Origin of the sequence: Streptomyces canarius (genome assembly GCF_014650735.1) — a bacterium.
GTDB lineage: Bacteria > Actinomycetota > Actinomycetes > Streptomycetales > Streptomycetaceae > Streptomyces > Streptomyces olivaceoviridis.
Genome location: NZ_BMVN01000021.1, coordinates 1 through 23,065 on the forward strand (window position 1 = coordinate 1; position 23,065 = coordinate 23,065).

At 72.2% G+C, this 23,065-nt stretch carries 19 protein-coding genes; 10 read left to right on the forward strand and 9 right to left on the reverse strand.

The features are described from left to right. Positions 1-155 precede the first annotated feature (155 nt). Genes IE294_RS26680 through IE294_RS26700 form a run of 5 tightly spaced genes read right to left on the reverse strand, consistent with a single transcriptional unit; the run spans position 156 to position 5,790 of the window. The gene (locus IE294_RS26680; protein ID WP_189890252.1) at positions 156-1,466 is read right to left on the reverse strand and encodes a DUF58 domain-containing protein; all 1,311 of its coding nucleotides are present in this window, start codon (positions 1,464-1,466) and stop codon (positions 156-158) included. Beyond that, positions 1,466-2,458, reverse strand: coding sequence for an AAA family ATPase (locus IE294_RS26685; protein ID WP_189890254.1), 993 nt, complete (start codon positions 2,456-2,458; stop codon positions 1,466-1,468). Before IE294_RS26685 ends, IE294_RS26680 begins: the two co-directional genes overlap by 1 nt. Then, positions 2,455-3,651 carry a DUF4350 domain-containing protein gene (locus IE294_RS26690; protein WP_189890256.1) on the reverse strand — a complete coding sequence of 399 codons (1,197 nt, stop codon included), beginning with the start codon at positions 3,649-3,651 and terminating at the stop codon, positions 2,455-2,457. The genes IE294_RS26685 and IE294_RS26690 overlap by 4 nt, the downstream gene beginning before the upstream one ends. Next, positions 3,648-4,436 (reverse strand): DUF4129 domain-containing protein, encoded by a 789-nt coding sequence (locus IE294_RS26695; RefSeq protein WP_373315853.1) that lies wholly within the window; start codon positions 4,434-4,436, stop codon positions 3,648-3,650. Before IE294_RS26695 ends, IE294_RS26690 begins: the two co-directional genes overlap by 4 nt. Before the next feature lie 4 nt (positions 4,437-4,440). Next, entirely contained in the window at positions 4,441-5,790 is a 1,350-nt protein-coding gene (locus tag IE294_RS26700; RefSeq protein ID WP_189890258.1) for a proline-rich domain-containing protein, read from the reverse strand. Between the two features lie 140 nt (positions 5,791-5,930). Here IE294_RS26700 and mtnA point away from each other — a divergent pair, with 140 nt between their 5' ends. From mtnA to IE294_RS26735, 7 genes are all read left to right on the forward strand, one after another. After that, positions 5,931-7,076 carry an S-methyl-5-thioribose-1-phosphate isomerase gene (gene mtnA / locus IE294_RS26705; RefSeq protein WP_189890260.1) on the forward strand — a complete coding sequence of 382 codons (1,146 nt, stop codon included), beginning with the start codon at positions 5,931-5,933 and terminating at the stop codon, positions 7,074-7,076. A gap of 118 nt (positions 7,077-7,194) precedes the next feature. Continuing rightward, positions 7,195-7,884, forward strand: coding sequence for a two-component system response regulator MtrA (mtrA, locus tag IE294_RS26710; protein WP_005316841.1), 690 nt, complete (start codon positions 7,195-7,197; stop codon positions 7,882-7,884). Between the two features lies 1 nt (position 7,885). After that, positions 7,886-9,997 carry an MtrAB system histidine kinase MtrB gene (mtrB, locus tag IE294_RS26715; RefSeq protein WP_189890262.1) on the forward strand — a complete coding sequence of 704 codons (2,112 nt, stop codon included), beginning with the start codon at positions 7,886-7,888 and terminating at the stop codon, positions 9,995-9,997. Beyond that, positions 9,987-11,819, forward strand: coding sequence for an LpqB family beta-propeller domain-containing protein (locus IE294_RS26720; RefSeq protein ID WP_229917354.1), 1,833 nt, complete (start codon positions 9,987-9,989; stop codon positions 11,817-11,819). The genes mtrB and IE294_RS26720 overlap by 11 nt, the downstream gene beginning before the upstream one ends. A gap of 127 nt (positions 11,820-11,946) precedes the next feature. Further along, positions 11,947-12,849 carry a ComF family protein gene (locus IE294_RS26725; RefSeq protein WP_189890264.1) on the forward strand — a complete coding sequence of 301 codons (903 nt, stop codon included), beginning with the start codon at positions 11,947-11,949 and terminating at the stop codon, positions 12,847-12,849. A 312-nt stretch (positions 12,850-13,161) separates the two neighbouring features. After that, positions 13,162-13,860, forward strand: coding sequence for a ribosome hibernation-promoting factor, HPF/YfiA family (hpf, locus tag IE294_RS26730; RefSeq protein ID WP_189813664.1), 699 nt, complete (start codon positions 13,162-13,164; stop codon positions 13,858-13,860). Positions 13,861-14,063: 203 nt separating this feature from the next. After that, positions 14,064-14,807, forward strand: a complete 744-nt coding sequence (locus tag IE294_RS26735; protein WP_189813663.1) for a response regulator — start codon at positions 14,064-14,066, stop codon at positions 14,805-14,807. Positions 14,808-14,810: 3 nt separating this feature from the next. On the opposite strand, the gene IE294_RS26740 is transcribed toward IE294_RS26735, so the two are convergent. Continuing rightward, positions 14,811-15,986 carry a winged helix-turn-helix domain-containing protein gene (locus tag IE294_RS26740; RefSeq protein ID WP_189890266.1) on the reverse strand — a complete coding sequence of 392 codons (1,176 nt, stop codon included), beginning with the start codon at positions 15,984-15,986 and terminating at the stop codon, positions 14,811-14,813. Between the two features lie 72 nt (positions 15,987-16,058). Continuing rightward, positions 16,059-16,628 carry a GNAT family N-acetyltransferase gene (locus IE294_RS26745; protein ID WP_189890268.1) on the reverse strand — a complete coding sequence of 190 codons (570 nt, stop codon included), beginning with the start codon at positions 16,626-16,628 and terminating at the stop codon, positions 16,059-16,061. Positions 16,629-16,881: 253 nt separating this feature from the next. On the opposite strand from IE294_RS26745, the gene secA reads away from it, so the two are divergent. Further along, positions 16,882-19,692, forward strand: coding sequence for a preprotein translocase subunit SecA (secA, locus tag IE294_RS26750; protein WP_189890270.1), 2,811 nt, complete (start codon positions 16,882-16,884; stop codon positions 19,690-19,692). A 150-nt stretch (positions 19,693-19,842) separates the two neighbouring features. On the opposite strand, the gene IE294_RS26755 is transcribed toward secA, so the two are convergent. Next, positions 19,843-20,337, reverse strand: a complete 495-nt coding sequence (locus IE294_RS26755; protein ID WP_189890272.1) for an Rv3235 family protein — start codon at positions 20,335-20,337, stop codon at positions 19,843-19,845. Between the two features lie 337 nt (positions 20,338-20,674). Here IE294_RS26755 and IE294_RS26760 point away from each other — a divergent pair, with 337 nt between their 5' ends. Beyond that, complete coding sequence (locus IE294_RS26760) at positions 20,675-21,187, forward strand: DUF6912 family protein (protein WP_189890275.1); 513 nt, start codon at positions 20,675-20,677, stop codon at positions 21,185-21,187. Between the two features lie 57 nt (positions 21,188-21,244). After that, on the forward strand, positions 21,245-21,913 hold the full coding sequence (locus IE294_RS26765; RefSeq protein ID WP_189890277.1) for an HAD family hydrolase: 669 nt from the start codon (positions 21,245-21,247) through the stop codon (positions 21,911-21,913). 327 nt (positions 21,914-22,240) lie between these two features. Here IE294_RS26765 and IE294_RS26770 read toward each other — a convergent pair whose 3' ends face one another. After that, positions 22,241-22,807, reverse strand: a complete 567-nt coding sequence (locus tag IE294_RS26770; protein ID WP_189890279.1) for a DJ-1/PfpI family protein — start codon at positions 22,805-22,807, stop codon at positions 22,241-22,243. Positions 22,808-23,065 lie beyond the last annotated feature (258 nt).

Sequence of the window (23,065 nt, forward strand, 5' to 3'; positions counted from 1 at the left end):
CTCACAGCGCCGATGGTACTGCAGGGGGGACCCTGTGGGAGAGTAGGACGCCGCCGAACAAATGTTGAGAAAACCCCCGCACCTTCGGTGCGGGGGTTTTCTGCGTTTGAGGGCAATTCGACGTCCCCGAGGGGACGCCGACGGGTCGAAGCATTTCAGAGTCGACCCGCCGCTTTGAGAGCCAGATACGCATCCGCAAGCGCCGGCGCCAGATCCTCAGGGGTCGCGTCCACCACCGTCACCCCATGACGGCGAAGCTGCTCGGCAGTGCGCCGACGCTCGCTCTGTGCCTGAGCCGCTGCCGCCGCTTCGTACACCGCCTCGGTGTCACCCCGGGCCTGCGCCATACGGGCAATGTGCGGATCCGCCACCGAGGCGACCAGAACAGTATGGCGTTGGGTGAGTTGCGGGAGCACGGGAAGCAGTCCCTGCTCCACCGGTGCCGCGTCCAGCGTCGTGAGGAGCACGATCAGGGAGCGGCGAGGCGCGGCACGGAGCGCGGTGGCGGTGAGGCCGCGAGCGTTGGTCTCGACGAGTTCCGGTTCCAGTGTCGCCATCGCATGGACCAGGGAAGGCAGTACATCACCCGCCGCGCGGCCCTGGACCAGGGCGCGGACCCGGCGGTCGTAGGCCAGCAACGCCACGCGGTCGCCTGCGCGCGAGGCGAGAGCAGCGAGCAGCAGGGCCGCGTCCATGGAGGCGTCCAGGCGCGGTGCGTCGCCCACCCGGCCGGCCGAGGTACGGCCGGTGTCCAGGACGAGCAGGATGTGGCGGTCGCGTTCGGGGCGCCAGGTGCGGACGGCGACGGCCGACTGCCGGGCCGTGGCGCGCCAGTCGATCGATCGGGTGTCGTCACCGGGGACGTACTCGCGCAGGCTGTCGAACTCGGTTCCCTCCCCGCGGGTCAGCACGCTGGTTCGGCCGTCGAGTTCACGCAATCGGGCGAGTTTCGAGGGGAGGTGCTTGCGGCTGGTGAACGGGGGCAGAACCCGTACTGTCCAGGGGACCTTGTGGGTGCCCTGGCGGGAGAAGAGTCCGAGGGGGCCGTAGGAGCGGATCGTCACGCGGTCGGCTTGGCGGTCGCCGCGGCGGGTGGGGCGCAGTCGGGTCGTCACGCGTCGGCGCTCACCCGGTGGCACGGTCAGCAGGTGCCGGGAGGCGTCGATCTCGGTGCCCGGCTGCCAGCTGCTCGGTGGCCACGCGTCCCGCAGCCGTGCCCGCAGCGGGCGGCGGGACGGGTTCGTGATCGTGAGTGTGACGTCGGCGCTGTCGCCGAGGCGGATGGAGCTGTCGCCGGAGCGGGCGAGCTGGAGACGGCGTACCGGCGCGGCCAGTGCGTAGTCGCAGGCGCAGGCCAGGGCCAGGGGGCCGTTGACCGCGAGGATGCCCGTCCAGCTTGGTTCCAGGACGCCGACGGGGATCGAGCCGAGGGCCGCGAGGAGGGCGGCGCGTCCGGTGAGTGCCATCAGCGGGGGACCGGGACGTGGGCGAGGATCGCGTGGATGACCGAGTCCGTGGTCACGCCTTCCATCTCGGCCTCGGGGCGCAGCTGGACCCGGTGGCGCAGCGTGGGCAGGGCGAGGGCCTTCACGTCGTCGGGGATGACGTAGTCGCGGCCGGTCAGCCAGGCCCAGGCGCGCGAGGTGGCGAGCAGGGCGGTGGCGCCGCGCGGGGAGACGCCCAGGGTGAGGGAGGGGGACTCGCGGGTGGCGCGGCAGATGTCCACGACGTAGGCGGTGATCTCGGGGGAGACGGCCGTCGTGGCGACCGCGGCACGGGCGGCCTCCAGGTCGGCGGGGCCGGCGACCGGGCGTACGCCGGCGGCGCGCAGGTCGCGGGGGTTGAAGCCCGAGGCGTGCCGGGTGAGGACGTCGATCTCGTCCTGCCGGGAGGGCAGAGGGATCGTCAGTTTGAGGAGGAAGCGGTCCAGTTGGGCTTCGGGGAGGGGATAGGTGCCCTCGTATTCGACCGGGTTCTGCGTCGCGGCGACGAGGAAGGGCTCGGGGAGCGGGCGGGGGGTGCCGTCGACCGTGACCTGGCGTTCCTCCATGGCCTCCAGCAGGGAGGACTGGGTCTTGGGCGGGGTGCGGTTGATCTCGTCCGCGAGGAGGAGGTTGGTGAAGACCGGGCCGGGCTGGAAGGAGAACTGGGCGGTGCGGGTGTCGTAGACGAGGGAGCCGGTCACGTCGCTCGGCATCAGGTCGGGGGTGAACTGGACGCGCTTGGTGTCGAGTTCGAGTGCGGATGCGAGGGCGCGGACGAGCAACGTTTTGGCGACCCCGGGGACTCCTTCTAGTAGTACGTGTCCGCGGCAGAGGAGGGCGACGACGAGTCCGGTCACGGCGGGGTCCTGGCCGACCACGGCTTTGGCGATCTCGGCGCGCAGGGCTTCCAGGGAGGCCCGGGCGGTGCCCGGGTCCGCGCTCTGCCCGGCGTTGTCAGTGGTCGGGTCCGTCATGAACGGCGTACCTCTCTTTCGAGGGCGTCGAGTTGGTCGGTGAGGGCGATGAGGGCCGCGTCGTCGCCGGGTGGCGGCCCGAAGAGGAGGGAGTGCAGGGCCTGTCCGTCGCCGGCCAGGTGGGTGGACAGGGCGGGAAGCAGGGCCTCGGGCGTGTGCGCCTGGGTGACGGGGACGCCGACGAGGGGGGCGAGGCGGGTGCGGGTGGCGGAGCGAAGAGCGGCGGCGGCGCGGTCGCGGGCGTTGGCGCTGCGGTAGAGGCGGGCGCGGCCTTCGGCGGTCTCGGAGGCACGGATCGCGACGGGGAGTCTCTCGGGCACGAGGGGGCCGAAGCGGCGCGCTCGCCAGAAGGCGGCGAGAGCTGCCGCGATGAACAGTTGCAGGGTGGCCCAGAGCCATCCCGAGGGGAGCAGGTCGAGGAAGCTCTTCCGCTCGCCGTTCTCGGTGGCGGAGGCGTCGGACAGTGAGGGGAGGTACCAGACCAGATGGGGGCGGGAGCCGAGGAGTTGCAGGGCGAGCGAGGCGTTGCCCTGCTCGTCGAGGCGGTCGTTGTAGAGGATGTCGGGCGCGCCGAGCACGACGGTGTCACCGCCTCCGGAGGTCGCGGGGACGCGCAGCAGAGTGGCGAGGCGTTGGCTGGGGTAGCAGGAGTCGGCGTCGAGGCGGGTGGTGGTGTAACGGGTGCCGCCGGTGTCGGCGGGGCCCGCGCGCCGGGCTTCGGGCAGCGTGCAGTCCGGGTCGAGGGTGGAGCTGTCGCTGGTGGCGGGGTCCGCGGCGACCCCGGGGGCGAGCCGTTCGACGGACCAGCTGCCGGCCGCGACGAGGACGGTCCGCCCGCCGGAGGACGCGGTCGCCGCGTGCAGCTGGGTCTGTTGGCGGTGGGTCAGCAGGTCGGGTACGGCGACGAGCAGGGTGGTGTCCGGGCCGGTGGCGGCGCGGGCCGCACCGAGGGTGGTGACCACGCGGGTGGAGACGCCGCGTTCGGCCAGGAGTTGGGCGACGGCGCGGCTGCCGTAGGGGTCGGGCGAGCGCGGGTCCAGGTCGCCGTGGCGGGTGGTGGAGCGTACGGCGGCCATGGCGACGGCCGCGGCCAGGAGCAGGACGACGGCGAGTGCGATGCCTCGTGTCCGGGTCCACAGCTGGCGGCCGGAGGACGCGGTGGAGGTGGTCGCCGGGGTGGCCTCGGTGGTCACTCGGCGGCCCCCTGGCGGGTGTTCTGGGCCTTGGTGGTGGCGCTGGCGGGGCTGTGGGCGAGGGCCGGTCTGGTGTGTTCCAGGTCGCGGTCGAGTTCGGCGAGGCGGTGGTACGACGGCTCGCCGGCCGTGCGTCCGCCGTATGTGACGTCGTCGAACTCACGGGCGGCGGCGCGCAGTCGGTCGGTGTGCGCGGGCAGGACGCTCCCGGCCTCGGCGGCTGCTTCGTCGGCGGTGCGGCCGGGGCGTACGTCGAGCAGGGCCCGTTCCTCCAGGGAGCGGACGAGGGCCCGCATGCGTTCCTGGACGGCCTGGTTCCAGTGGCCCTGGGCCGCGTGGGCCTCGCTGGCGGCGCGGTGTTCCGCGGCGCTGCGGGGGCGCTCGTCGAAGAGGACTGCGGCCGAGGCGGGCCGGCGGTGGGGGGTGCCCAGGCGCCACCACAGGGCGGCCAGGACGGCGACGACGAACAGGATGACGACGACCAGGCCGACCGCGCCGCCAGGGGTCGCCGAGGCAGCCGAGCCGAGGGCCCGGTCGAGCCAGTCCCAGAACGCGTTCAGGGCACGCTGGAGCAGGCTGGGGTCGTTCTCGTGGTACATCCCCTTGGACAGCTCGCGTCGGGCCGCCTCGCGTGCGGGATCGCGCCCGATGGTCACTGGTGGCTCGTCTCCCGAGCCACTGGCCGCCAGCACGACCCGGTCCGTCGCACGCAGCAGCCGGCCCGCGACCGCGGTGGCGGTGCCCGATGGGGGCGCCGCCGTGAGAACTCCCCCCGTGAGGCTCACCGCATCAGCTCCCGGGGACGGGGCCGGGGACGCCGGTGCCGTGACCCTGGACGCCGGCGGCGCGGGCCAGTTCGAGGTCGAGGGCCTCGCGGCGGATGCGCTGGTCGATGTAGAGGAGCACGGTGACGCCGGCGCTGATCGGAAGGGTGAGCGTGGTGCCGATCAGGGAGCCGATGCCCCGGATGATCAGGAACGCCCAGCCGACGTGCCCGCCGCTGGTGCCGAGGAAGTCGTCCATGCCGTCACCGCTGACGGCGGCCCCGATGAGGGCGAAGGGGATGGTGACGATGGCCGAGACGATGTTGGCGATGAGCCAGGCGAGCAGCTGGATGCCGAAGACGCGCCACCAGGAGCCGCGCACCAGCTTGGCGGAGCGGCTCATGGCCTTGGTGACGCTCTGGCGTTCCAGCATCAGGGCGGGAGCGGCCAGGTAGTAGCGGATGGCCAGCCACACCGCGACGACGACTCCTCCGAGGATGCCCAGGGCGAACAGGGCGGCCCCGCCGGCGTCGCTGCCGCCGCTCAGCAGGACCAGGAAGCCGGGCAGTGCGCCGACGACGATCACCCCGATGGTGATCAGGCCGAGCAGGATGAGCAGTCCGGCCAGCTTCGGGATCTGCGGACGGGCCTCGCGCCAGGCCTCGCCGGTGCTGACCGGCCTGCCGAGCACGGCGCGGCTGGTGATGGTCGTGAGCAGGGCGGTGGCCACGATGACGGCGGCTGCGGAGATGACCGTGACGATGCCGGTGCCGATCATGGAATCGCGCAGGGAGCGGTAGGCGTCGTCGAGGGTGGCGGTGCGGCTGTCGAGCGATGTGCGGGCGAGGGCGTCGTTGACGAAGAAGCCCTGGACGAGGACCAGGCAGGTGTCCGTGACGACGGCGACGGCCAGCGCGATGCCGAGGACCGTGCGCCAGTAGGTGCGCATGGTGGAGACGGCGCCGTCGAGGATCTCGCCGACGCCGAGCGGGCGCAGCGGGATGACGCCGGGCTTGGCCGCCGGCGGGGGACCTCCCCAGCCGCCGCCCCAGGCGGGGTAGCCGCCCGGGGTGCCGTACCCGCCGGGGCCGGGGCCGGGGCCGCCGGGCTGCTCGCCGCCCCAGCCCGGGCCGGGTGGCGGGGGCGGGGGTGCCTGGTTCGGGCTCGGGGCACCGGTGGGCGCGGACCACTGGCCGGCCGGCGGCTGCGCCGTGGACCACTTCGAACCCGGGCCCTGCGGGTCCGCGCCCGGCTGCGGCGCCGGTTCGCTCGGGCCGGGGCGGTCTGCGGGCTCGGCGGGGCCGGAAGCACCGGGTTCCCGCCCCTCGGACGACGGGGCGGATCCGGGCGAGGCCCAGCCCGGAGTGTCAGTCATCGAAGCTCCTTCTCGGTGCCCGTCCGCGGTCGCGGCGGCAGGTTGGCAGCCATCGTGCCATGGGCCGGTCACCGGGGGATCGGCCATGGTGGCGGCTGGATGCCTTCAATTGTCCGCCGGATCCGGGGCAGACTGACGGCATGGTTGATCAGCAGGCGCGAACCGGCGGGGACAAGCGGCCGACCGAGATACCGGCGATCCGATGGGAGGAACCACCAGAAGGTCCCGTACTGGTCCTTCTCGATCAGACGAGGCTTCCGGCCGAAGAGGTCGAGTTGGTGTGCACGGACGCGGCGGCGCTGGTGGAGGCGATCCGTTCGCTCGCCGTGCGCGGGGCGCCGCTGCTCGGGATCGCGGGGGCGTACGGCGTCGCGCTCGCCGCCGCGCGGGGCTTCGACGTGGCCGAGGCCGCGCGGGCGCTCGAAGAGGCCAGGCCCACCGCGGTGAACCTGTCCGTCGGGGTGCGCCGGGCGCGGGCGGCGCACCAGGCGGCGCTGGCCCGGACCGGCGACCCGACCGCGGCCGCCGTGGCCGCGCTGGCCGCGGCGCGGGCGCTGCACCAGGAGGACGCCGAGGCCAGCGCCCGGATGGCGGCCCATGGTCTGGCGCTGCTGGACGAGGTGCTGTCCGGCGGCGGGCACCGGATTCTGACCCACTGCAACACCGGGTCGCTGGTGTCGGGCGGGGAGGGCACGGCCTTCGCGGTGGCCCTCGCCGCGCACCGGGCGGGCCGGCTGCGGCGGCTGTGGGTGGACGAGACGCGTCCGCTGCTGCAAGGCGCTCGCCTGACGGCGTACGAAGCGGCCCGCAGCGGTATGGCGTACACCCTGCTCACGGACAACGCGGCGGGTTCCCTGTTCGCGGCGGGTGAGGTGGACGCGGTGCTGATCGGAGCGGACCGGATCGCGGCCGACGGTTCGGTGGCGAACAAGGTGGGGAGCTATCCGCTCGCCGTGCTCGCCCGGTACCACCATGTGCCGTTCATCGTGGTGGCGCCGCTGACGACGGTCGACCCGGGCACTCCCGACGGGGCGTCCATCGAGGTCGAGCAGCGTCCCGGCTTCGAGGTGACCGAGATGGCGGCGCCCCAGGCGGCGGGAGCAGGAGGTGGGATTCCGATGGCACCGCTGGGGACACAGGCGTACAACCCGGCGTTCGACGTGACCCCGCCTGAACTGGTGACAGCGATCGTCACCGAGGAGGGCGTGGTCTCGCCCGTGACGGCCGAGGCGCTCGCGGAACTGTGCGCCCGGCCACCGGCTGGGGCTCCGCAGGCGTCGAGTTGACATCGGTGACTGGCGTCGTCGTCGACGGACAGGGGCAGACAGTGACGGCCCCGTACGACTATCGTCACCGGCCAGTGACCTCCCTCACCAGGGCGCCTGTCGCTGTTATGAGAATGGGATGATGTCGTTTATGAAGGGACGAGTCCTTGTCGTCGACGACGACACCGCACTGGCCGAGATGCTCGGCATCGTGCTGCGTGGTGAAGGTTTTGAGCCGTCTTTCGTAGCCGACGGCGACAAGGCGCTGGCCGCTTTCCGTGAGGCGAAGCCCGATCTGGTGCTGCTCGACCTGATGCTGCCCGGACGGGACGGCATCGAGGTGTGCCGGCTGATCCGGGCGGAGTCCGGTGTGCCGATCGTGATGCTCACGGCCAAGAGCGACACCGTCGATGTCGTCGTGGGCCTGGAGTCGGGCGCCGACGACTACATCGTCAAGCCGTTCAAGCCGAAGGAGCTGGTGGCCCGGATCCGGGCACGGCTGCGCAGGTCGGAGGAGCCGGCACCGGAGCAGCTCACCATCGGTGACCTGGTCATCGATGTCGCCGGGCACTCGGTGAAGCGGGACGGGCAGTCGATAGCGCTGACCCCGCTGGAGTTCGACCTGCTGGTCGCGCTCGCGCGCAAGCCCTGGCAGGTGTTCACCCGTGAGGTGCTGCTGGAGCAGGTGTGGGGCTACCGGCACGCGGCCGACACGCGGCTCGTCAACGTGCACGTCCAGCGGCTGCGCTCCAAGGTCGAGAAGGACCCGGAGCGGCCGGAGATCGTGGTGACCGTCCGTGGTGTCGGTTACAAGGCCGGACCGAGCTGACATGTCCGGGGACAGCGCCGCTTCGGCTCCCGGCGGTTCTGGGGCCCGTCCGGGGCGGCCTGTCGGCCGGACGGCGGCGGGTGCGCGCTGGCGCGCCATGTTCGACGGCGGGCTGCTTGAGGGCGGGGTCCAGGGCAGCCCGGTCCTTCGCCTGTTCCTGCGCTGGGTGCGCCGTCCGCTGCTGCCGGTGATGCGGTTGTGGCGGCGCAACATCCAGCTCAGGGTCGTCGCCACCACCCTGCTGATGTCGCTCGGTGTGGTTCTGCTGCTGGGCTTCGTCGTGATCGGGCAGGTGCGCAACGGCCTGCTCGACGCGAAGGTCAAGGCGTCGCAGAGCCAGGCCACGGGCGGGTTCGCGGTGGCCAAGCAGAAGGCCGACGAGGCGGCCGGCGGGACCGGTGCGGGAGCCGGGGCCGATACCGCTGACGGCACGGCGACCGGGGACGGGCGGCAGTCGCAGAACGTCATCCAGTGGATGAGCGACCTCGTGGAGTCGCTGTCCAGCGGCGGCGCGGGCGCCTTCGACGTGGTGACGCTGCCCGTGGGCGACGACAGCGGCGGCGGGCGCAGCCCGCGCGGCTCCGGGAACGTCAACCCGACGTCCAGCGTGCCCGCCGCCCTGCGCGAGCGGGTCAACAGCGGCACGTCGGCCGTCCAGAGCAACACGCGGATCGTCTACTACGGCGGCAAGGACTCGCAGCCGGGGCTCGTCATCGGCAAGCAGGTCAACGACCCCAACGGCCGCCCGTACGAGCTGTACTACCTCTTCCCGCTCACGCAGGAGGAGAAGTCCCTGAGCCTGGTCAAGGGCACGCTCGCCACCGCGGGGCTGTTCGTCGTCGTCCTGCTCGGCGCCATCGCCTGGCTGGTGGTGCGGCAGGTCGTCACGCCGGTGCGGATGGCGGCCGGGATCGCGGAGCGGTTGTCGGCCGGGCGGTTGCAGGAGCGGATGAAGGTCACCGGCGAGGACGACATCGCGCGTCTGGGCGAGGCCTTCAACAAGATGGCGCAGAACTTGCAGGGCAAGATCCAGCAGATGGAGGACCTGTCGCGGATGCAGCGGCGGTTCGTCTCCGACGTCTCGCACGAGCTGCGCACCCCGCTGACCACCGTCCGGATGGCCGCGGACGTCATCCACGAGGCGCGCGAGGACTTCGATCCGGTCACCGCGCGGTCGGCCGAGCTGCTCGCCGACCAGCTGGACCGGTTCGAGTCGCTGCTCGCCGACCTGCTGGAGATCAGCCGTTTCGACGCCGGGGCGGCGGCGCTGGAGGCCGAGCCGATAGACCTCAGGGAGGTCGTCCGGCGGGTCGTGAGCGGTGCCGAGCCGCTCGCCGAGCGCAAGGGCACGCGCATACGGGTGCTCGGTGACCAGCAGCCCGTCGTCGCCGAGGCGGACGCCCGGCGGGTGGAGCGGATTCTGCGCAACCTCGTCGTCAACGCCGTCGAGCACGGCGAGGGCAAGGACGTCGTCGTCAAGCTGGCCGCCGCGGGCGGAGCCGTGGCCGTCGCGGTGCGGGACTACGGCGTAGGACTCAAGCCCGGTGAGGCGACCCGGGTCTTCAGCCGTTTCTGGCGGGCCGACCCGGCACGCGCGCGTACCACCGGCGGTACCGGCCTCGGGCTGTCGATCGCCCTGGAGGACGCGCGGCTGCACGGCGGCTGGTTGCAGGCGTGGGGCGAGCCGGGCGGTGGCTCCCAGTTCCGGCTGACGCTGCCGAGGACGGCGGACGAGCCGCTGCGGGGCTCGCCGATACCGCTGGAGCCCAAGGACTCCCGCCGCAACCGCGGCCTCGACGACGCCGGCCTGCCCAGGGCGGGCGAGGAGAAGCGGGCGACCGTTCCGGTGCAGCAGAACGGCGTCCAGGCGCCCGCGCTGCCGCCGCGGGCGGAGATCGCGCCGCGGCTGGCCACTGCCACCCCGGCCGTCGACCCGACCGCGCTGCCCGGCAACGGCAACGGCGCGCGCGTCGTGCCCCGGCCCACCGCCGGCGCACGGCGTCCGGTCGACGGGCCCGCCGCACGTCCGGCGCCCGGCGCGAACGCGGGCCGGCCGGACGCGGCCACGCCGCAGGACTCGACCGAGCCAGGGGAGGCATTTCGTGGCCGCTGACCGCGAGGGGGGCGCACGGCGGCGGTCGTGGCGCGCGGTGGCGTACGCCGCCTTGGGTGTCGTACTGCTGGCCGGTTGTGCCTCGATGCCCGACAGCGGGGACCTGCGGGACGTGGAGTCCACGCCGCGGCAGGACACCGGGGTCCGGGTGTTCGCCATGCCGCCTGCCGACGGCGCCGGTCCGGGCGAGATCATGCAGGGCTTCCTGGAGGCGCTGACCAGCGACGACCCGGGATATGACACGGCTCGCAAGTACCTGACGGCCGACGCGGCCCGCACCTGGCGGCCCGAGCAGTCGACCACCGTCCTCGCGAACGGTCCGACCATCGAGACCGACTGCCGTCCGGGCGGCCGGGAGGAGACCAACAGCGTCACCTGCGTGCTGTCCGGCAGCCAGGTCGCCACGGTCGACGAGCAGCAGGCCTACCAGCCCGCCGACGGCACCTACCGCAAGAAGCTGCACCTCACGAAGGACGCGAAGAACGGGCAGTGGCGCATCGACGGGCTGCCCAACGGGGTCGTCATGGGCAAGTCGGACTTCCAGCGCAACTACAGGTCCGTCGACAAGTACTACTTCGCCTCCGACGCGTCCGTCGGGGCGAGCGGCCAGCCGGTGGCGGTCGCCGACCCGGTGTTCGTGCGCAGCAAGGTCGACCCGATGACCCAGCTGGTCCGCTCGCTGCTGAACGGACCCACGACGTGGCTCGGACCGGTGGTCAGGTCGAGCTTCCCGACCGGCACGGCGTTGCAGAAGGGCGTCTCCGGGCTGGCACCGGACGACCAGAACAAGCTGACGGTGCCGCTGAACCTCAAGCCGTCCCGGGTGGCGCCGGGCAGGTGCACCGAGATGGCGACGCAGATGCTGTTCACCCTGCGGAACCTGGCGCCGACGCTGGACTCCGTCGAGCTGCGGGGGACCGGCGGCGACCGGCTGTGCGAACTGACCGGGGAGCGCGCCGAGTCCGTCGCCTGGCACGGGTCGTCCAAGCGTCCCGATTACCTGTACTTCCTCGACGGCAAGCACCGGATGGTACGGATGCAGACCGGGAGCACGGGGACGGCGTCCGTGCCGGTGCCGGGTCCGCTGGGCGAGAGCGGCCGGGGCTTGCAGTCGGTGGCGGTGTCGCGGGACGAGCACACCGCGGCCGGGATCGGCGACGAGGGCAGGACGCTGTACGTGACGTCGCTGGCGTCGGACGGATCGCTCGGTGATCCGCTGCTGACCAGTGCCGGCACGACCCCCGACCACCGGCTCGCCACCCCGAGCTGGGACGCCCGCGGCGACCTGTGGGTGGCCGACCGCGACCCGCACCGGCCGCGGCTGTTCGTCCTGGAACAGGGCGCCGACAAGCCGGAGCCGGTCGCCGTCCCGGACCTGTCCGGCCAGATCGAGGACGCGCGGGTGGCCGCCGACGGGGCGCGGATCGCGCTGGTCGTGGAGAAGGACGGCAAACAGTCCCTCTTCATCGGACGGATCCAGCGCGACGACGGAACCGGGCAGGGCATCTCGGTGGACGGACTGCGGTCGGCGGCGCCCGACCTGGAGCAGGTCAGCGCCATCTCCTGGGCCGGGGACAGCAGGCTGCTGGTCGTCGGCCAGGAGCAGGGGGGCGTGCAGCAGATGCGGTACGTCCAGGTCGACGGCTCCACCCTCGACGGCCCGGCACCGGGGGCGCTCACCAGCGTCAAGGCGATCGCCGCGTCCGAGGACGAGCGGGTGCCGCTGGTGGCCTACTCGGAGGACGGGATCGTACGACTGCCGTCCGGGGCGCAGTGGCAGAAGGTCGACAAGGACGGGTCGGCGCCGGTCTATCCGGGCTGAGCGCGAGACGGGTACGCATGGGACGGCTCAGAGCGGAACGCTCCTCCCGTAGTCGCGCGCCGAGTTGTCCACAGGGCGTTGTCCACAGGGGTGGCCGACCCGCGGTCGCGTTGGCACAGTGGTGGTCATGCGGGGGTGGTGGCAGGACCTCACCGACCTGGTGCTGCCGGCCGACTGCGCGGGCTGCGGCGCACCTTGTACGGCGCTCTGCCCGCGGTGCCGGGCCACGCTGCACGGGAGCGCGGCGCGGCGGGTGCGGCCGGTGCCGGAGCCGGCCGGGCTGCCGGTGGTGCACGCGGTGGCTCCCTACGCGGCCGAGGTGCGCGCGCTGCTGCTCGCGCACAAGGAACGGGGCGCGCTGACGCTCACGGGAGCGCTGGGCACGGCGCTGGCGGGAGCCGTGCGGGCGAGCCTGGCCGCGGACTGCGGTGCCCACGCCGGCGCGGACCGCGGTGCCCACGTCGGCGCCGGGTCGGCCGGGTGGCCGGGGCGCGGGCCCGTGCTGCTGGTTCCCGTGCCCTCGGCGCGGTGGGCCGTGCGGGCGCGTGGGCACGATCCGGTGCGGCGGATGGCGCTCGCGGCGGCGGGCGAGCTGCGGCGCACCGGGACGGCGGCCCGGGTGGCGGCTGTGCTGCGCCAGCGGCGGGCCGTGGCCGACCAGGCGGGGCTGGACGCGCGGCGGCGTCTGGAGAACCTGGCCGGGGCGCTGGAGGTCGGTCCGGGAGGCGGCCGGCTGCTCGGCGCGGGCCCCGTCGTGCTCGTCGATGACCTGATGACGACGGGCGCCAGCCTCGCGGAGGCGGCGCGGGCCCTGCGGGAGGCGGCCCTGACCCGTCCCGAGGGCAGGACGGCCGTGTATGAGGCCGCAACTCGGGAAGGTAGGGAGGAACGATGGATCGGTGCGCCGCCGGGGAGAAGGGAGTCGGTGCATAGTGCACCGGAAAATGCGGTGCCGAACGCCCTGCGGTGGATCCTCCATGCCGCCGTGATCGCAGCTCCTCACGATTCTTTCGAAATGAACAGGAACTGATCGTCAACGTGCATCGTTCCAGCTAGTGACAGGGGTAATTCACCTGAATGGAGGTACGTCGCAGTAGAGGGTGACGACATCCGTCCGGGCGAGATATGTTCGGGTGTGAGGAAAGGCGCAGGCCACACCTCTCATATCCGATTGCCGTGCCGCGGGTTTTCTGCAATCACCCGCACCGGTGGGGTGGAGATCTCGCCCATGGGGGAGGAGGAGGTGGAAGTCACCGAGTCCGAGGTCCGGTGATCACCGGACCTGGTGCGAAAGGGAGACGCTCCGCCGACGCAGCGGAGCGATCCGGGAACGGAGTTCTGCGTGGACATCGTCGTCAAGGGCCGCAAGACCGAGGTGCCCGAGCGGTTCCGCAAGCACGTGGCCGAGAAGCTGAAGCTGGAGAAGATCCAGAGGCTCGATGCCAAGGTGATCAGCCTCGACGTCGAGGTGTCCAAGGAGCCGAACCCCCGACAGGCCGACCGCTGTGACCGAGTGGAGATCACGCTCCGCTCCCGCGGTCCGGTGATCCGGGCGGAGGCGGCGGCCAGCGATCCGTACGCGGCGCTCGACCTGGCGGCGGAGAAGCTGGACGCCCGGCTGCGCAAGCAGCACGACAAGCGGTTCTCGCGCCGTGGCGCACGTCGGATCTCGGCGGCAGAGGTCCCCGACCACGTCCCCGGCGCGGCGACACTGAACGGCAGCGGCCTCCCCGTCCACGAGGAGGAGACGGACGGAGTGCCGACCAAGAAGATCGGTTCGCTGGAGGTCAAGGGTGAGGGACCCCTGGTCGTCCGCGAGAAGACCCACGTCGCCTCCCCGATGACGCTCGACCAGGCCCTGTACGAGATGGAACTGGTCGGCCACGACTTCTACTTGTTCGTCGACTCCGAGACGAAGGAACCCAGCGTCGTCTACCGGCGACACGCCTACGACTACGGCGTGATCCACCTCAGCACCGACCCGATGGTCGCGGAGGCGCAGGCGCAGCCCCCCGCGGCGGGTGGCACGCTGGGCGGCTGATCCCCCCGGCTGAAGCTGTGCGGGTGCCCCTGGAGCGCGTGTGCGCCCCCAGGGGCACCGGTGTGCGACCACTTCGCGCCCCGCACGTCACCTCGGTGCCGCCCGGGCATGAAATCATGGCCGCACCGGCCCAACCGGTGGGCCGCTGCCTTGGGTTGGCGATGGCACAGGACCACAGGCCACAGCCTTCAGGGGGAGGAACGATGGCGGACACCTTCGGACCGATGCGGGACGGGGGCGCCGACGACGATGTCATCGGCAGGGGCCCGGACGCGGGCTCGTCGCGCGAGCCGATCAGAGTCCTGGTCGTGGACGACCACGCCCTCTTCCGGCGCGGCCTGGAGATCGTGCTCGCGGCCGAGGAGGACATCCAGGTCGTCGGTGAGGCGGGCGACGGGGCCGAGGCCGTCGACAAGGCCGCCGACCTGCTGCCCGACATCGTGCTGATGGACGTCCGCATGCCCAAGCGCGGCGGGATCGAGGCCTGCACCTCCATCAAGGAGGTCGCCCCCAGCGCGAAGATCATCATGCTGACGATCAGCGACGAGGAGGCCGACCTCTACGACGCGATCAAGGCGGGCGCGACCGGATACCTCCTCAAGGAGATCTCGACCGACGAGGTGGCCACCGCCATTCGCGCGGTGGCCGACGGACAGTCGCAGATCAGCCCGTCGATGGCGTCGAAACTCCTCACCGAGTTCAAGTCGATGATCCAGCGCACCGACGAGCGCCGGCTGGTGCCCGCGCCCCGGCTGACCGACCGGGAGCTGGAGGTCCTCAAGCTCGTCGCCACGGGCATGAACAACCGGGACATCGCCAAGGAGCTGTTCATCTCCGAGAACACCGTGAAGAACCACGTCCGCAACATCCTGGAGAAGCTGCAACTGCACTCCCGGATGGAGGCCGTGGTCTACGCGATGCGGGAGAAGATCCTGGAGATCCGCTAGCGCCTATCCGAGCAGCCCGGCGAGTTCCCTGGTCAGGGGCTCGCGCAGCTCGGGTGCGTCCACGCGCTCGACGCGGACGTCGGTGCAGCTCACCCATGTCGCCGCCTCGACCAGCGCCCGGGCCACCGCCGGGACCGCCTTCGGTCCGTCCAGGGTGACCTGCTTGGCCACCAGCGTGCGGCCCTCCCGGGCCGGGTCGACACGCCCGACCAGCCGGCCGCCCGCGAGCACCGGCATCGCGAAGTAGCCGTGGACCCGCTTGGGCCTGGGGACGTACGCCTCCAGCCGGTGGGTGAAGCCGAAGATCCGCTCCGTGCGCGCCCGCTCCCAGATCAGCGAGTCGAACGGCGACAGCAGCGTGGTGCGGTGCCGGCCGCGCGGCGGCGTCGCCAGGGCCGCCGGGTCCGCCCAGGCCGGCTTGCCCCAGCCCTCGACCTCGACCGGCACCAGGCCCGAGTCCGCGATCACCGCGTCGACCTGCTCGGCCTTGAGACGGTGGTAGTCGGCGATGTCCGCGCGCGTGCCGACCCCGAGCGACTCGCCCGCCAGCCGGACCAGACGGCGCAGGCACTCGGAGTCGTCCAGCTCGTCGTGGAGCAGCGTGGCCGGGACCGCCCGCTCGGCCAGGTCGTACACCCGCTTCCAGCCGCGCCGCTCCACGCACACCACCTCGCCGTACATCAGCGCGCGCTCCACGGCGACCTTCGTGCCCGACCAGTCCCACCAGTCGTTCGTCTTCTTCGCGCCGCCCAGTTCGGTGGCGGTCAGCGGGCCCTCCGCGCGGAGCTGCTTGATGACCTGGTCGTAGGCGCCGTCGGGGAGTTCGTGGTGCCAGTGAGGCCGGTCCCGGTAGGCGCGGCGGCGGAAGGCGAAGTGCGGCCACTCCTCGATGGGGAGGATGCAGGCCGCGTGCGACCAGTACTCGAAGGCGTGGGCGTCCGTCCAGTACGCGGCCTCCACGGCCTTGCGGCCGACCGCGCCCAGCCGGGCGTAGGGCACCAGTTCATGGGAGCGGGCGAGCACCGAGATCGTGTCGAGCTGGACCGCGCCGAGGTGGCGCAGCACCCCGCGGACGCCCGCGCGCCGGTCGGGCGCGCCGAGCAGGCCCTGGGCCCGCAGGGCGATCCGGCGGGCGTCGTCCGCGGTGAGAGTGGTGGTCGGGCGCGGAAGGGTCGTCATGCGTCGGACGATAGAGGGTGCCACTGACAGCCCGCGACGAGTTGTCCGTTCCCTCGGGAACGGCGAACGGGCTCAGGAACGCGCAGGCAGGTACGGGGCCGTGGAGGGCAGGCCCAGGTCGGAGGGGAGCAGGGAGCCGACCCAGCAGTCGCGGCGCACGCCCTTGTTGTTGAGGCCGGAGCGCAGGGTGCCCTCGATGGTGAAGCCCGCGCGTTCGGCGACCGCGCGGGAGGCGTGGTTGCCGACCTCGGCCCGCCATTCGACACGGTCGACGCCCACCTCGGTGAAGATCCACCGGCAGGCGGTGAGCGTGGCCTCCGCGACGTATCCGTTGCCGCGGTGTTCCTTGGCCGCCCAGAAGCCGACCTCGGCCGTGCCCAGTGAGCGCATCGTCAGGGCGAGCATGGCGACCAGCTCGCCGGCCGTGAGGAAGACGCCGAAGGTGAACGTCGAGCCCTGCGACCAGCCGTCCGGGACGATCTGCTCCGTGAAGCCGATCGCGTGCTCCGGGAGATAGGGCGAGGGGACCAGCGTCCAGCGCTGGATGTCGGGGTCCTGCGCCGCCGCGTACACCGCGTCGGTGTCGGCGGGGCCGACCGGGCGCAGCAGCAGACGGTCCGTGGTGAGCGTGACGGGTTCCATCGCCCGATTCTGCTCGGGTCGCCCCGTGCCGGCCATGGATTTTCGCAATGAGTGAGCGGGTGATCACGTTTCGCGTAATTCCCCGTGCCGGTGCGGCACCATCCGGTCGCCCCGTCCGTTGTCCTGGGTGAGGCAGCCGTCGGGTCGCCAGGCCTCCCGGCGCAGCCGGGTCCTCGCATACGATGGCCGTTGCTCAGTACGTCAGAAGGAAAACCGACCGTCCCAGGCCCGACCGGCAAGGAGACCAGCCCCCGTGTCCGTCCTCTCGAAGATCATGCGTGCAGGCGAAGGCAAGATCCTGCGCAAGCTGCACCGCATCGCGGACCAGGTCAACTCCATCGAAGAGGACTTCGTCGACCTCTCCGACGCCGAGCTGCGTGCCCTCACCGCGGAGTACCAGCAGCGCTACGCCGACGGTGAGAGCCTGGACGACCTGCTCCCCGAGGCGTTCGCCACGGTCCGCGAGGCCGCCAAGCGCGTCCTCGGCCAGCGTCACTACGACGTGCAGATGATGGGCGGTGCCGCGCTCCACCTCGGCTATGTGGCCGAGATGAAGACCGGTGAGGGCAAGACCCTCGTCGGCACGCTGCCCGCGTACCTGAACGCCCTGTCCGGGGACGGCGTCCACCTCATCACGGTCAACGACTACCTGGCCGAGCGCGACTCCGAGATGATGGGCCGCGTCCACAAGTTCCTGGGCCTGAGCGTCGGCTGCATCCTCGCCAACATGACGCCGGCCCAGCGCCGCGAGCAGTACGCGTGCGACATCACCTACGGCACGAACAACGAGTTCGGCTTCGACTACCTGCGCGACAACATGGCGTGGTCGAAGGACGAGCTGGTGCAGCGCGGCCACAACTTCGCCATCGTCGACGAGGTCGACTCCATCCTCATCGACGAGGCCCGTACGCCGCTGATCATCTCCGGCCCGGCCGACCAGGCCACCAAGTGGTACGGCGACTTCGCCAAGCTGGTCACGCGCCTCAAGCGCGGTGAGGCCGGCAACCCGCTCAAGGGCATGGAGGAGACCGGCGACTACGACGTCGACGAGAAGAAGCGCACGGTCGCCATCCACGAGTCCGGTGTCGGCAAGGTCGAGGACTGGCTGGGCATCGACAACCTGTACGAGTCGGTGAACACCCCGCTCGTGGGCTACCTGAACAACGCCATCAAGGCCAAGGAGCTCTTCAAGAAGGACAAGGACTACGTCGTCATCGACGGCGAAGTCATGATCGTCGACGAGCACACCGGCCGTATCCTCGCCGGCCGCCGCTACAACGAGGGCATGCACCAGGCGATCGAGGCGAAGGAAGGGGTGGACATCAAGGACGAGAACCAGACGCTCGCCACGATCACCCTCCAGAACTTCTTCCGCCTCTACAAGAAGCTCTCCGGCATGACCGGTACGGCGATGACCGAGGCAGCCGAGTTCCACCAGATCTACAAGCTCGGCGTGGTCCCGATCCCGACCAACAAGCCGATGGTCCGCAAGGACCAGTCGGACCTGATCTACCGCACCGAGGTGGCCAAGTTCGAGGCGGTCGTCGACGACATCGCCGAGAAGCACGAGAAGGGCCAGCCGATCCTCGTCGGCACGACCTCCGTCGAGAAGTCGGAGTACCTCTCGCAGCAGCTCAGCAAGCGCGGCATCCAGCACGAGGTGCTGAACGCCAAGCACCACGAGCGCGAGGCGCAGATCGTCGCCCAGGCCGGCCGCAAGGGCGCCGTGACGGTGGCCACCAACATGGCCGGCCGTGGTACGGACATCAAGCTCGGCGGCAACCCCGAGGACCTCGCCGAGGCGGAGCTGCGCCAGCGCGGCCTCGACCCCGAGGAGCACATCGAGGAGTGGGCCGCCGCCCTGCCGTCCGCCCTGGAGAAGGCCGAGCAGGCCGTCAAGGCGGAGAAGGACGAGGTCGAGGAGCTGGGCGGCCTCTACGTCCTCGGCACCGAGCGGCACGAGTCGCGGCGCATCGACAACCAGCTGCGCGGCCGTTCCGGCCGTCAGGGCGACCCGGGCGAGTCCCGCTTCTACCTGTCGCTGGGCGACGACCTGATGCGCCTGTTCAAGGCCCAGATGGTCGAGCGCGTGATGTCGATGGCCAACGTGCCGGACGACGTGCCGATCGAGAACAAGATGGTCACCCGCGCCATCGCCTCCGCGCAGGCCCAGGTCGAGACGCAGAACTTCGAGACCCGTAAGAACGTCCTGAAGTACGACGAGGTCCTCAACCGGCAGCGCGAGGTCATCTACGGCGAGCGCCGGCGCGTCCTGGAGGGCGAGGACCTGCACGAGCAGGTCCGGCACTTCATGGACGACACCATCGAGGCGTACGTGCGCGCCGAGACCTCCGAGGGCTTCCCCGAGGACTGGGACCTGGACCGGCTGTGGGGTGCCTTCCGGCAGCTGTACCCGGTGAAGGTCACCATCGAGGAGCTGGAGGAGGCGGCCGGCGACCGGGCCGGCCTCACCGCCGAGTTCATCGAGGAGTCCATCAAGGAGGACATCTACCAGCAGTACGAGGCCCGCGAGGCGCAGCTCGGCTCCGAGATCATGCGTGAGCTGGAGCGCCGGGTCGTGCTGTCGGTCCTGGACCGCAAGTGGCGCGAGCACCTCTACGAGATGGACTACCTCCAGGAGGGCATCGGCCTGCGCGCGATGGCGCAGAAGGACCCGCTGGTCGAGTACCAGCGCGAGGGCTTCGACATGTTCACCGCGATGATGGACGGCATCAAGGAGGAGTCCGTCGGCTACCTGTTCAACCTGGAGGTCCAGGTCGAGCAGCAGGTCGAGGAGGTCCCGGTCGAGGAGGCCCAGCCGGTGGGCGAGGGCGTCCAGGACACCGTTCCGGCGCAGGCGGGCGCGCGTCCCGAGATCCGTGCGAAGGGGCTGGACGTTCCCCAGCGGCGGGATCTGCACTTCTCCGCGCCGACGGTGGACGGTGAGGGCGGCATCGTCGAGCGTGACCTGGAGGAGGACGAGCCGGTGCGGTCCGAGTCGGACGGGCTCACGCGGGCCGAGCGGCGCCGGCAGGCCAAGGGCGGGCGGCGCCGCAAGAAGTAACGGTCGCCCGCGGCGCTTCAGCGGTCGAACAGGGCCGGGTTCCCTTCCGGGGGCCCGGCCCTGCTGCGTTGCCTGCTGGTCGGTGCCCTGTGCCGCCGCAGCCGCGCGGGTACCGGCCGCGCCCGAGGAGCGGCCCGCGCCGCCCCGGCCCTACGTCGTGCCCGTCTCCACCGCCGTGCAGCGCCAGCGGAGGTCCTTGCCCAGTTCCAGGCGGAAGGCCATGGCGCGCAGCTGGTCACCGGCGGCGATGCGGGCGAAGACCTCCAGGGCGCCCCGGCTGGGGACGTAGTAGCCGATGTCCTGGACGACGGGGCGGGAGCCGAGGGCGCGCAGGGGGCTGCGTTCGGCCAGGCGGGCCAGGTCGTCGTAGGCGCGCCCCGCGGTGTGCCGCAGCATCCAGTGGACGGGCCGCTGACCGCTCAGGACGGCCAGCAGGCGCTCGGCGAAGAGGTCGGTGGGCCGGGGCTGCCGTACGGCCGTTCCGGGCAGCGTACGGGCCGCCGCCGTCCGTGTGGCCACCGTCCGTGTGGCCGCCGGGTGGCTGGGCGTGCGGGGCGGGGCGCCGCCGGGGCGGCGGGAGTCGCGGCGGGTCGGCGGGCGGTGCCGCGGGTGGGGCTGGGCGGTACGGCTCATGACCTTGTTCATGGGGCGTCCCCGTTCGGCGGGCCCGGGGGATACCGGGCGGTAACTGGATGGTGGGGATCTTGTACGGGGCGCCGGAGAGGGTGGCAAGGAGCGGCGGCGGGCGGGAGGGGAGCCGGCGATGTTCACCTATCCGAGGGACCGGGGGAGCCCCGCGCCCCAGGGCCAAGCGGCCGGCGAGGGTGAATCGACGGCCTGGAGTGGACGCCTCCGCGGGTGCGGGCAGGGGCCCGAAGGGGGACGGCCGCACGTATCCTGAAGGCCCTCCGGGAGACGCGCCAGCCGCCCTCCCCGGGGCCCCAGCGGAGCCTTTGACCAGGAACAGGAAAGAGCGGCCAGCATGCGCGTCTACGTCCCCGTGACCCTCCCCGCTCTCGCCGAGGCGTACAAGACGGGTGAGCTGGGGACCGGCCCCTTCGTCGCGTACGCCGTCACGCCCGCGCTGCGCGAGTGGTACCTCTCCGAGGACGTCGAGGAGCTGGAGTACGCCGCGCTCAGCCGGGCCGCGCTGGCCTCGCTGCGGCTGCTCGCGGCGGACCCGGACGCGGTACGGCGCCGGGTCGTGGTCGCCGTGGACGTGCCCGACGGCGCCGCGAGCGTCGACCCGGACCGCGCGCTCGAACCCGCCGCGCTCGGCGAGGTCACCGTGCGGGTCGCGGTGCCGCTCGCGAAGGCGGCCTCCGTGCACGTCGACGCCGAGGACGCGGAGCCGGACGTGGCCGCCGCGGCGGACGCGCTGGAGGCGGCGGACGGCGGGGACGACGACGCGCAGTTCGCCGTGGACGGGGCGGACGACCACGAGCTGCTGTGGTACGCCACCCAGGAGATCCCCAGCCTGGTGGGGCTGGGCTGACCTGCGCTGATCCCGGTGGTGCCCTGATTGTCAGTGGGGGCGGGTACGGTCTTGGACATGGGGACGCAGGGAAGCGCGCACATCGTCTGGGACTGGAACGGGACGCTGTTCCACGACAATGACGCGATCATCGGGGCGACGAACGCGGCCTTCGCGGAGCTGGGGCTGGCGCCGATCACACTGGAGCAGTACCGGGCGCTGTACTGCGTGCCGGTGCCGAAGTTCTACGAGCGGCTGCTCGGCCGGCTGCCGACCGACGCCGAGTGGGAGCTGATGGACGGGGTCTTCCACCGCCACTACACCGCGCACCGGGTGCGGTGCCGGCTGACCGAGGGTGCGGAGGACCTGCTCTCGGGGTGGCGGTCGGCGGGGCACAGCCAGTCGTTGCTGAGCATGTACGGGCACGAGGACCTGGTGCCGCTGGTGCGGGGCTTCGGGATCGAGGCGCACTTCATACGGGTCGACGGGCGTACGGGACCGTCCGGTGGCAGCAAGGCCGAGCACATGGTGCGGCATCTTCAGGCGCTGGCGGGGAGGGTGGCGCCCGAGCGGACCGTGGTCATCGGGGACGCGGCGGACGACGCGGTCGCCGCGCGGCACGTGGGGGCGCGGGCCGTGCTGTACAGCGGGGGGTCGCACAGCCGGGTGAGCCTGGAGGGGGTGGGGGTGCCGGTGGTGGACACGTTGGCCGAGGCGGTGGCCGAGGCACGGAGGATGGCGGCGTAGCCCTGCGGGGCGCGGGGCGGGTCCGCGAGGGCGCCGGGCGCTGTGGCCGACCAGGAGAGGGCGTGCCATGCCGACAGCTGCGGCTCCCCGGGGCGCGGGGATCCGCGCGACCGGCCACAGCGACCCGACGCCTGGCGGCGTGCCGCGAGTGCGGACTGACGCCGACGGCGTGCCCCGACCGCGGACCCGAAGCCGGCGGCGTGCCGCGAGCGCGGACTGACGCCGACGGCGTGCCCCGACCGCGGACCCGAAGCAGCCGGTGTACCGCGAGCGTGGACCTGACGCCGCCGGTGTACCGCGAGCCCGACGGCGCCAGGCCGACGTCTCTCAGCTCACCGGTGCCTTGGAGCGGAGCACCTTCAGGAACTCCCGCATCCACGCCGGATGGTCCGGCCAGGCGCGGGAGGAGACCAGGGTGCCGTCGACGACCGCCTCGGCGTCCTGGAAGCCCGCGCCGGCTGCCTGCATGTCCGGCTCCAGCGCCGGGTAGGCCGTGACCCGGCGGCCCCGCAGCGAGTCGATCGCCGCGGTGAGCAGCGGGCCGTGGCAGATCTGGGCGACCGGCTTGTCGGCGTCGAAGAAGGCCTTGAGGATCTTGCGCAGTTCGGGGTCGTTGCGCAGATACTCCGGGGCCCGGCCGCCGGGGATGACGAGGGCCGCGTAGTCGCCCGGGTCGACCTCGGAGAAGGCCAGGTCGGCGGGCCAGGTGTAGCCGGGCTTCTCGGTGTAGGTGTCGAAACCGGGTTCGAAGTCGTGCACGACGAAGCGGAGGGTCTTGCGGGTCAGGGCGGCGATGTGGACGTCGTAGCCTTCTTCGCGCAGCCGCTGGTAGGGGTAGAGCACCTCCAGGGACTCCGCCGCGTCGCCGGTGACGATGAGGATCTTGGTGGGCATGTCGGCTCCTCCGGGGAGACTCCGCACAGTGTCCTGGGCACCGTGCCTCCGCCGGGCGCCCCTTGCCAAGAGGGCCCGGCGCTTTTCAGGGTGCGACCACGGGCACGGGGGCGCGACCGGGTGACCCGGACGGGAACCGGCCGTCGGCCGGCCGTCGGTTACGCCACCCGCCCCCGCCCCGCCGCTGTGCAGAACGTCAAACTTCGCCCCTCGGTTTTGTACACATACGGCTCATGACGGGCCCGGGGTAAGTGGCGA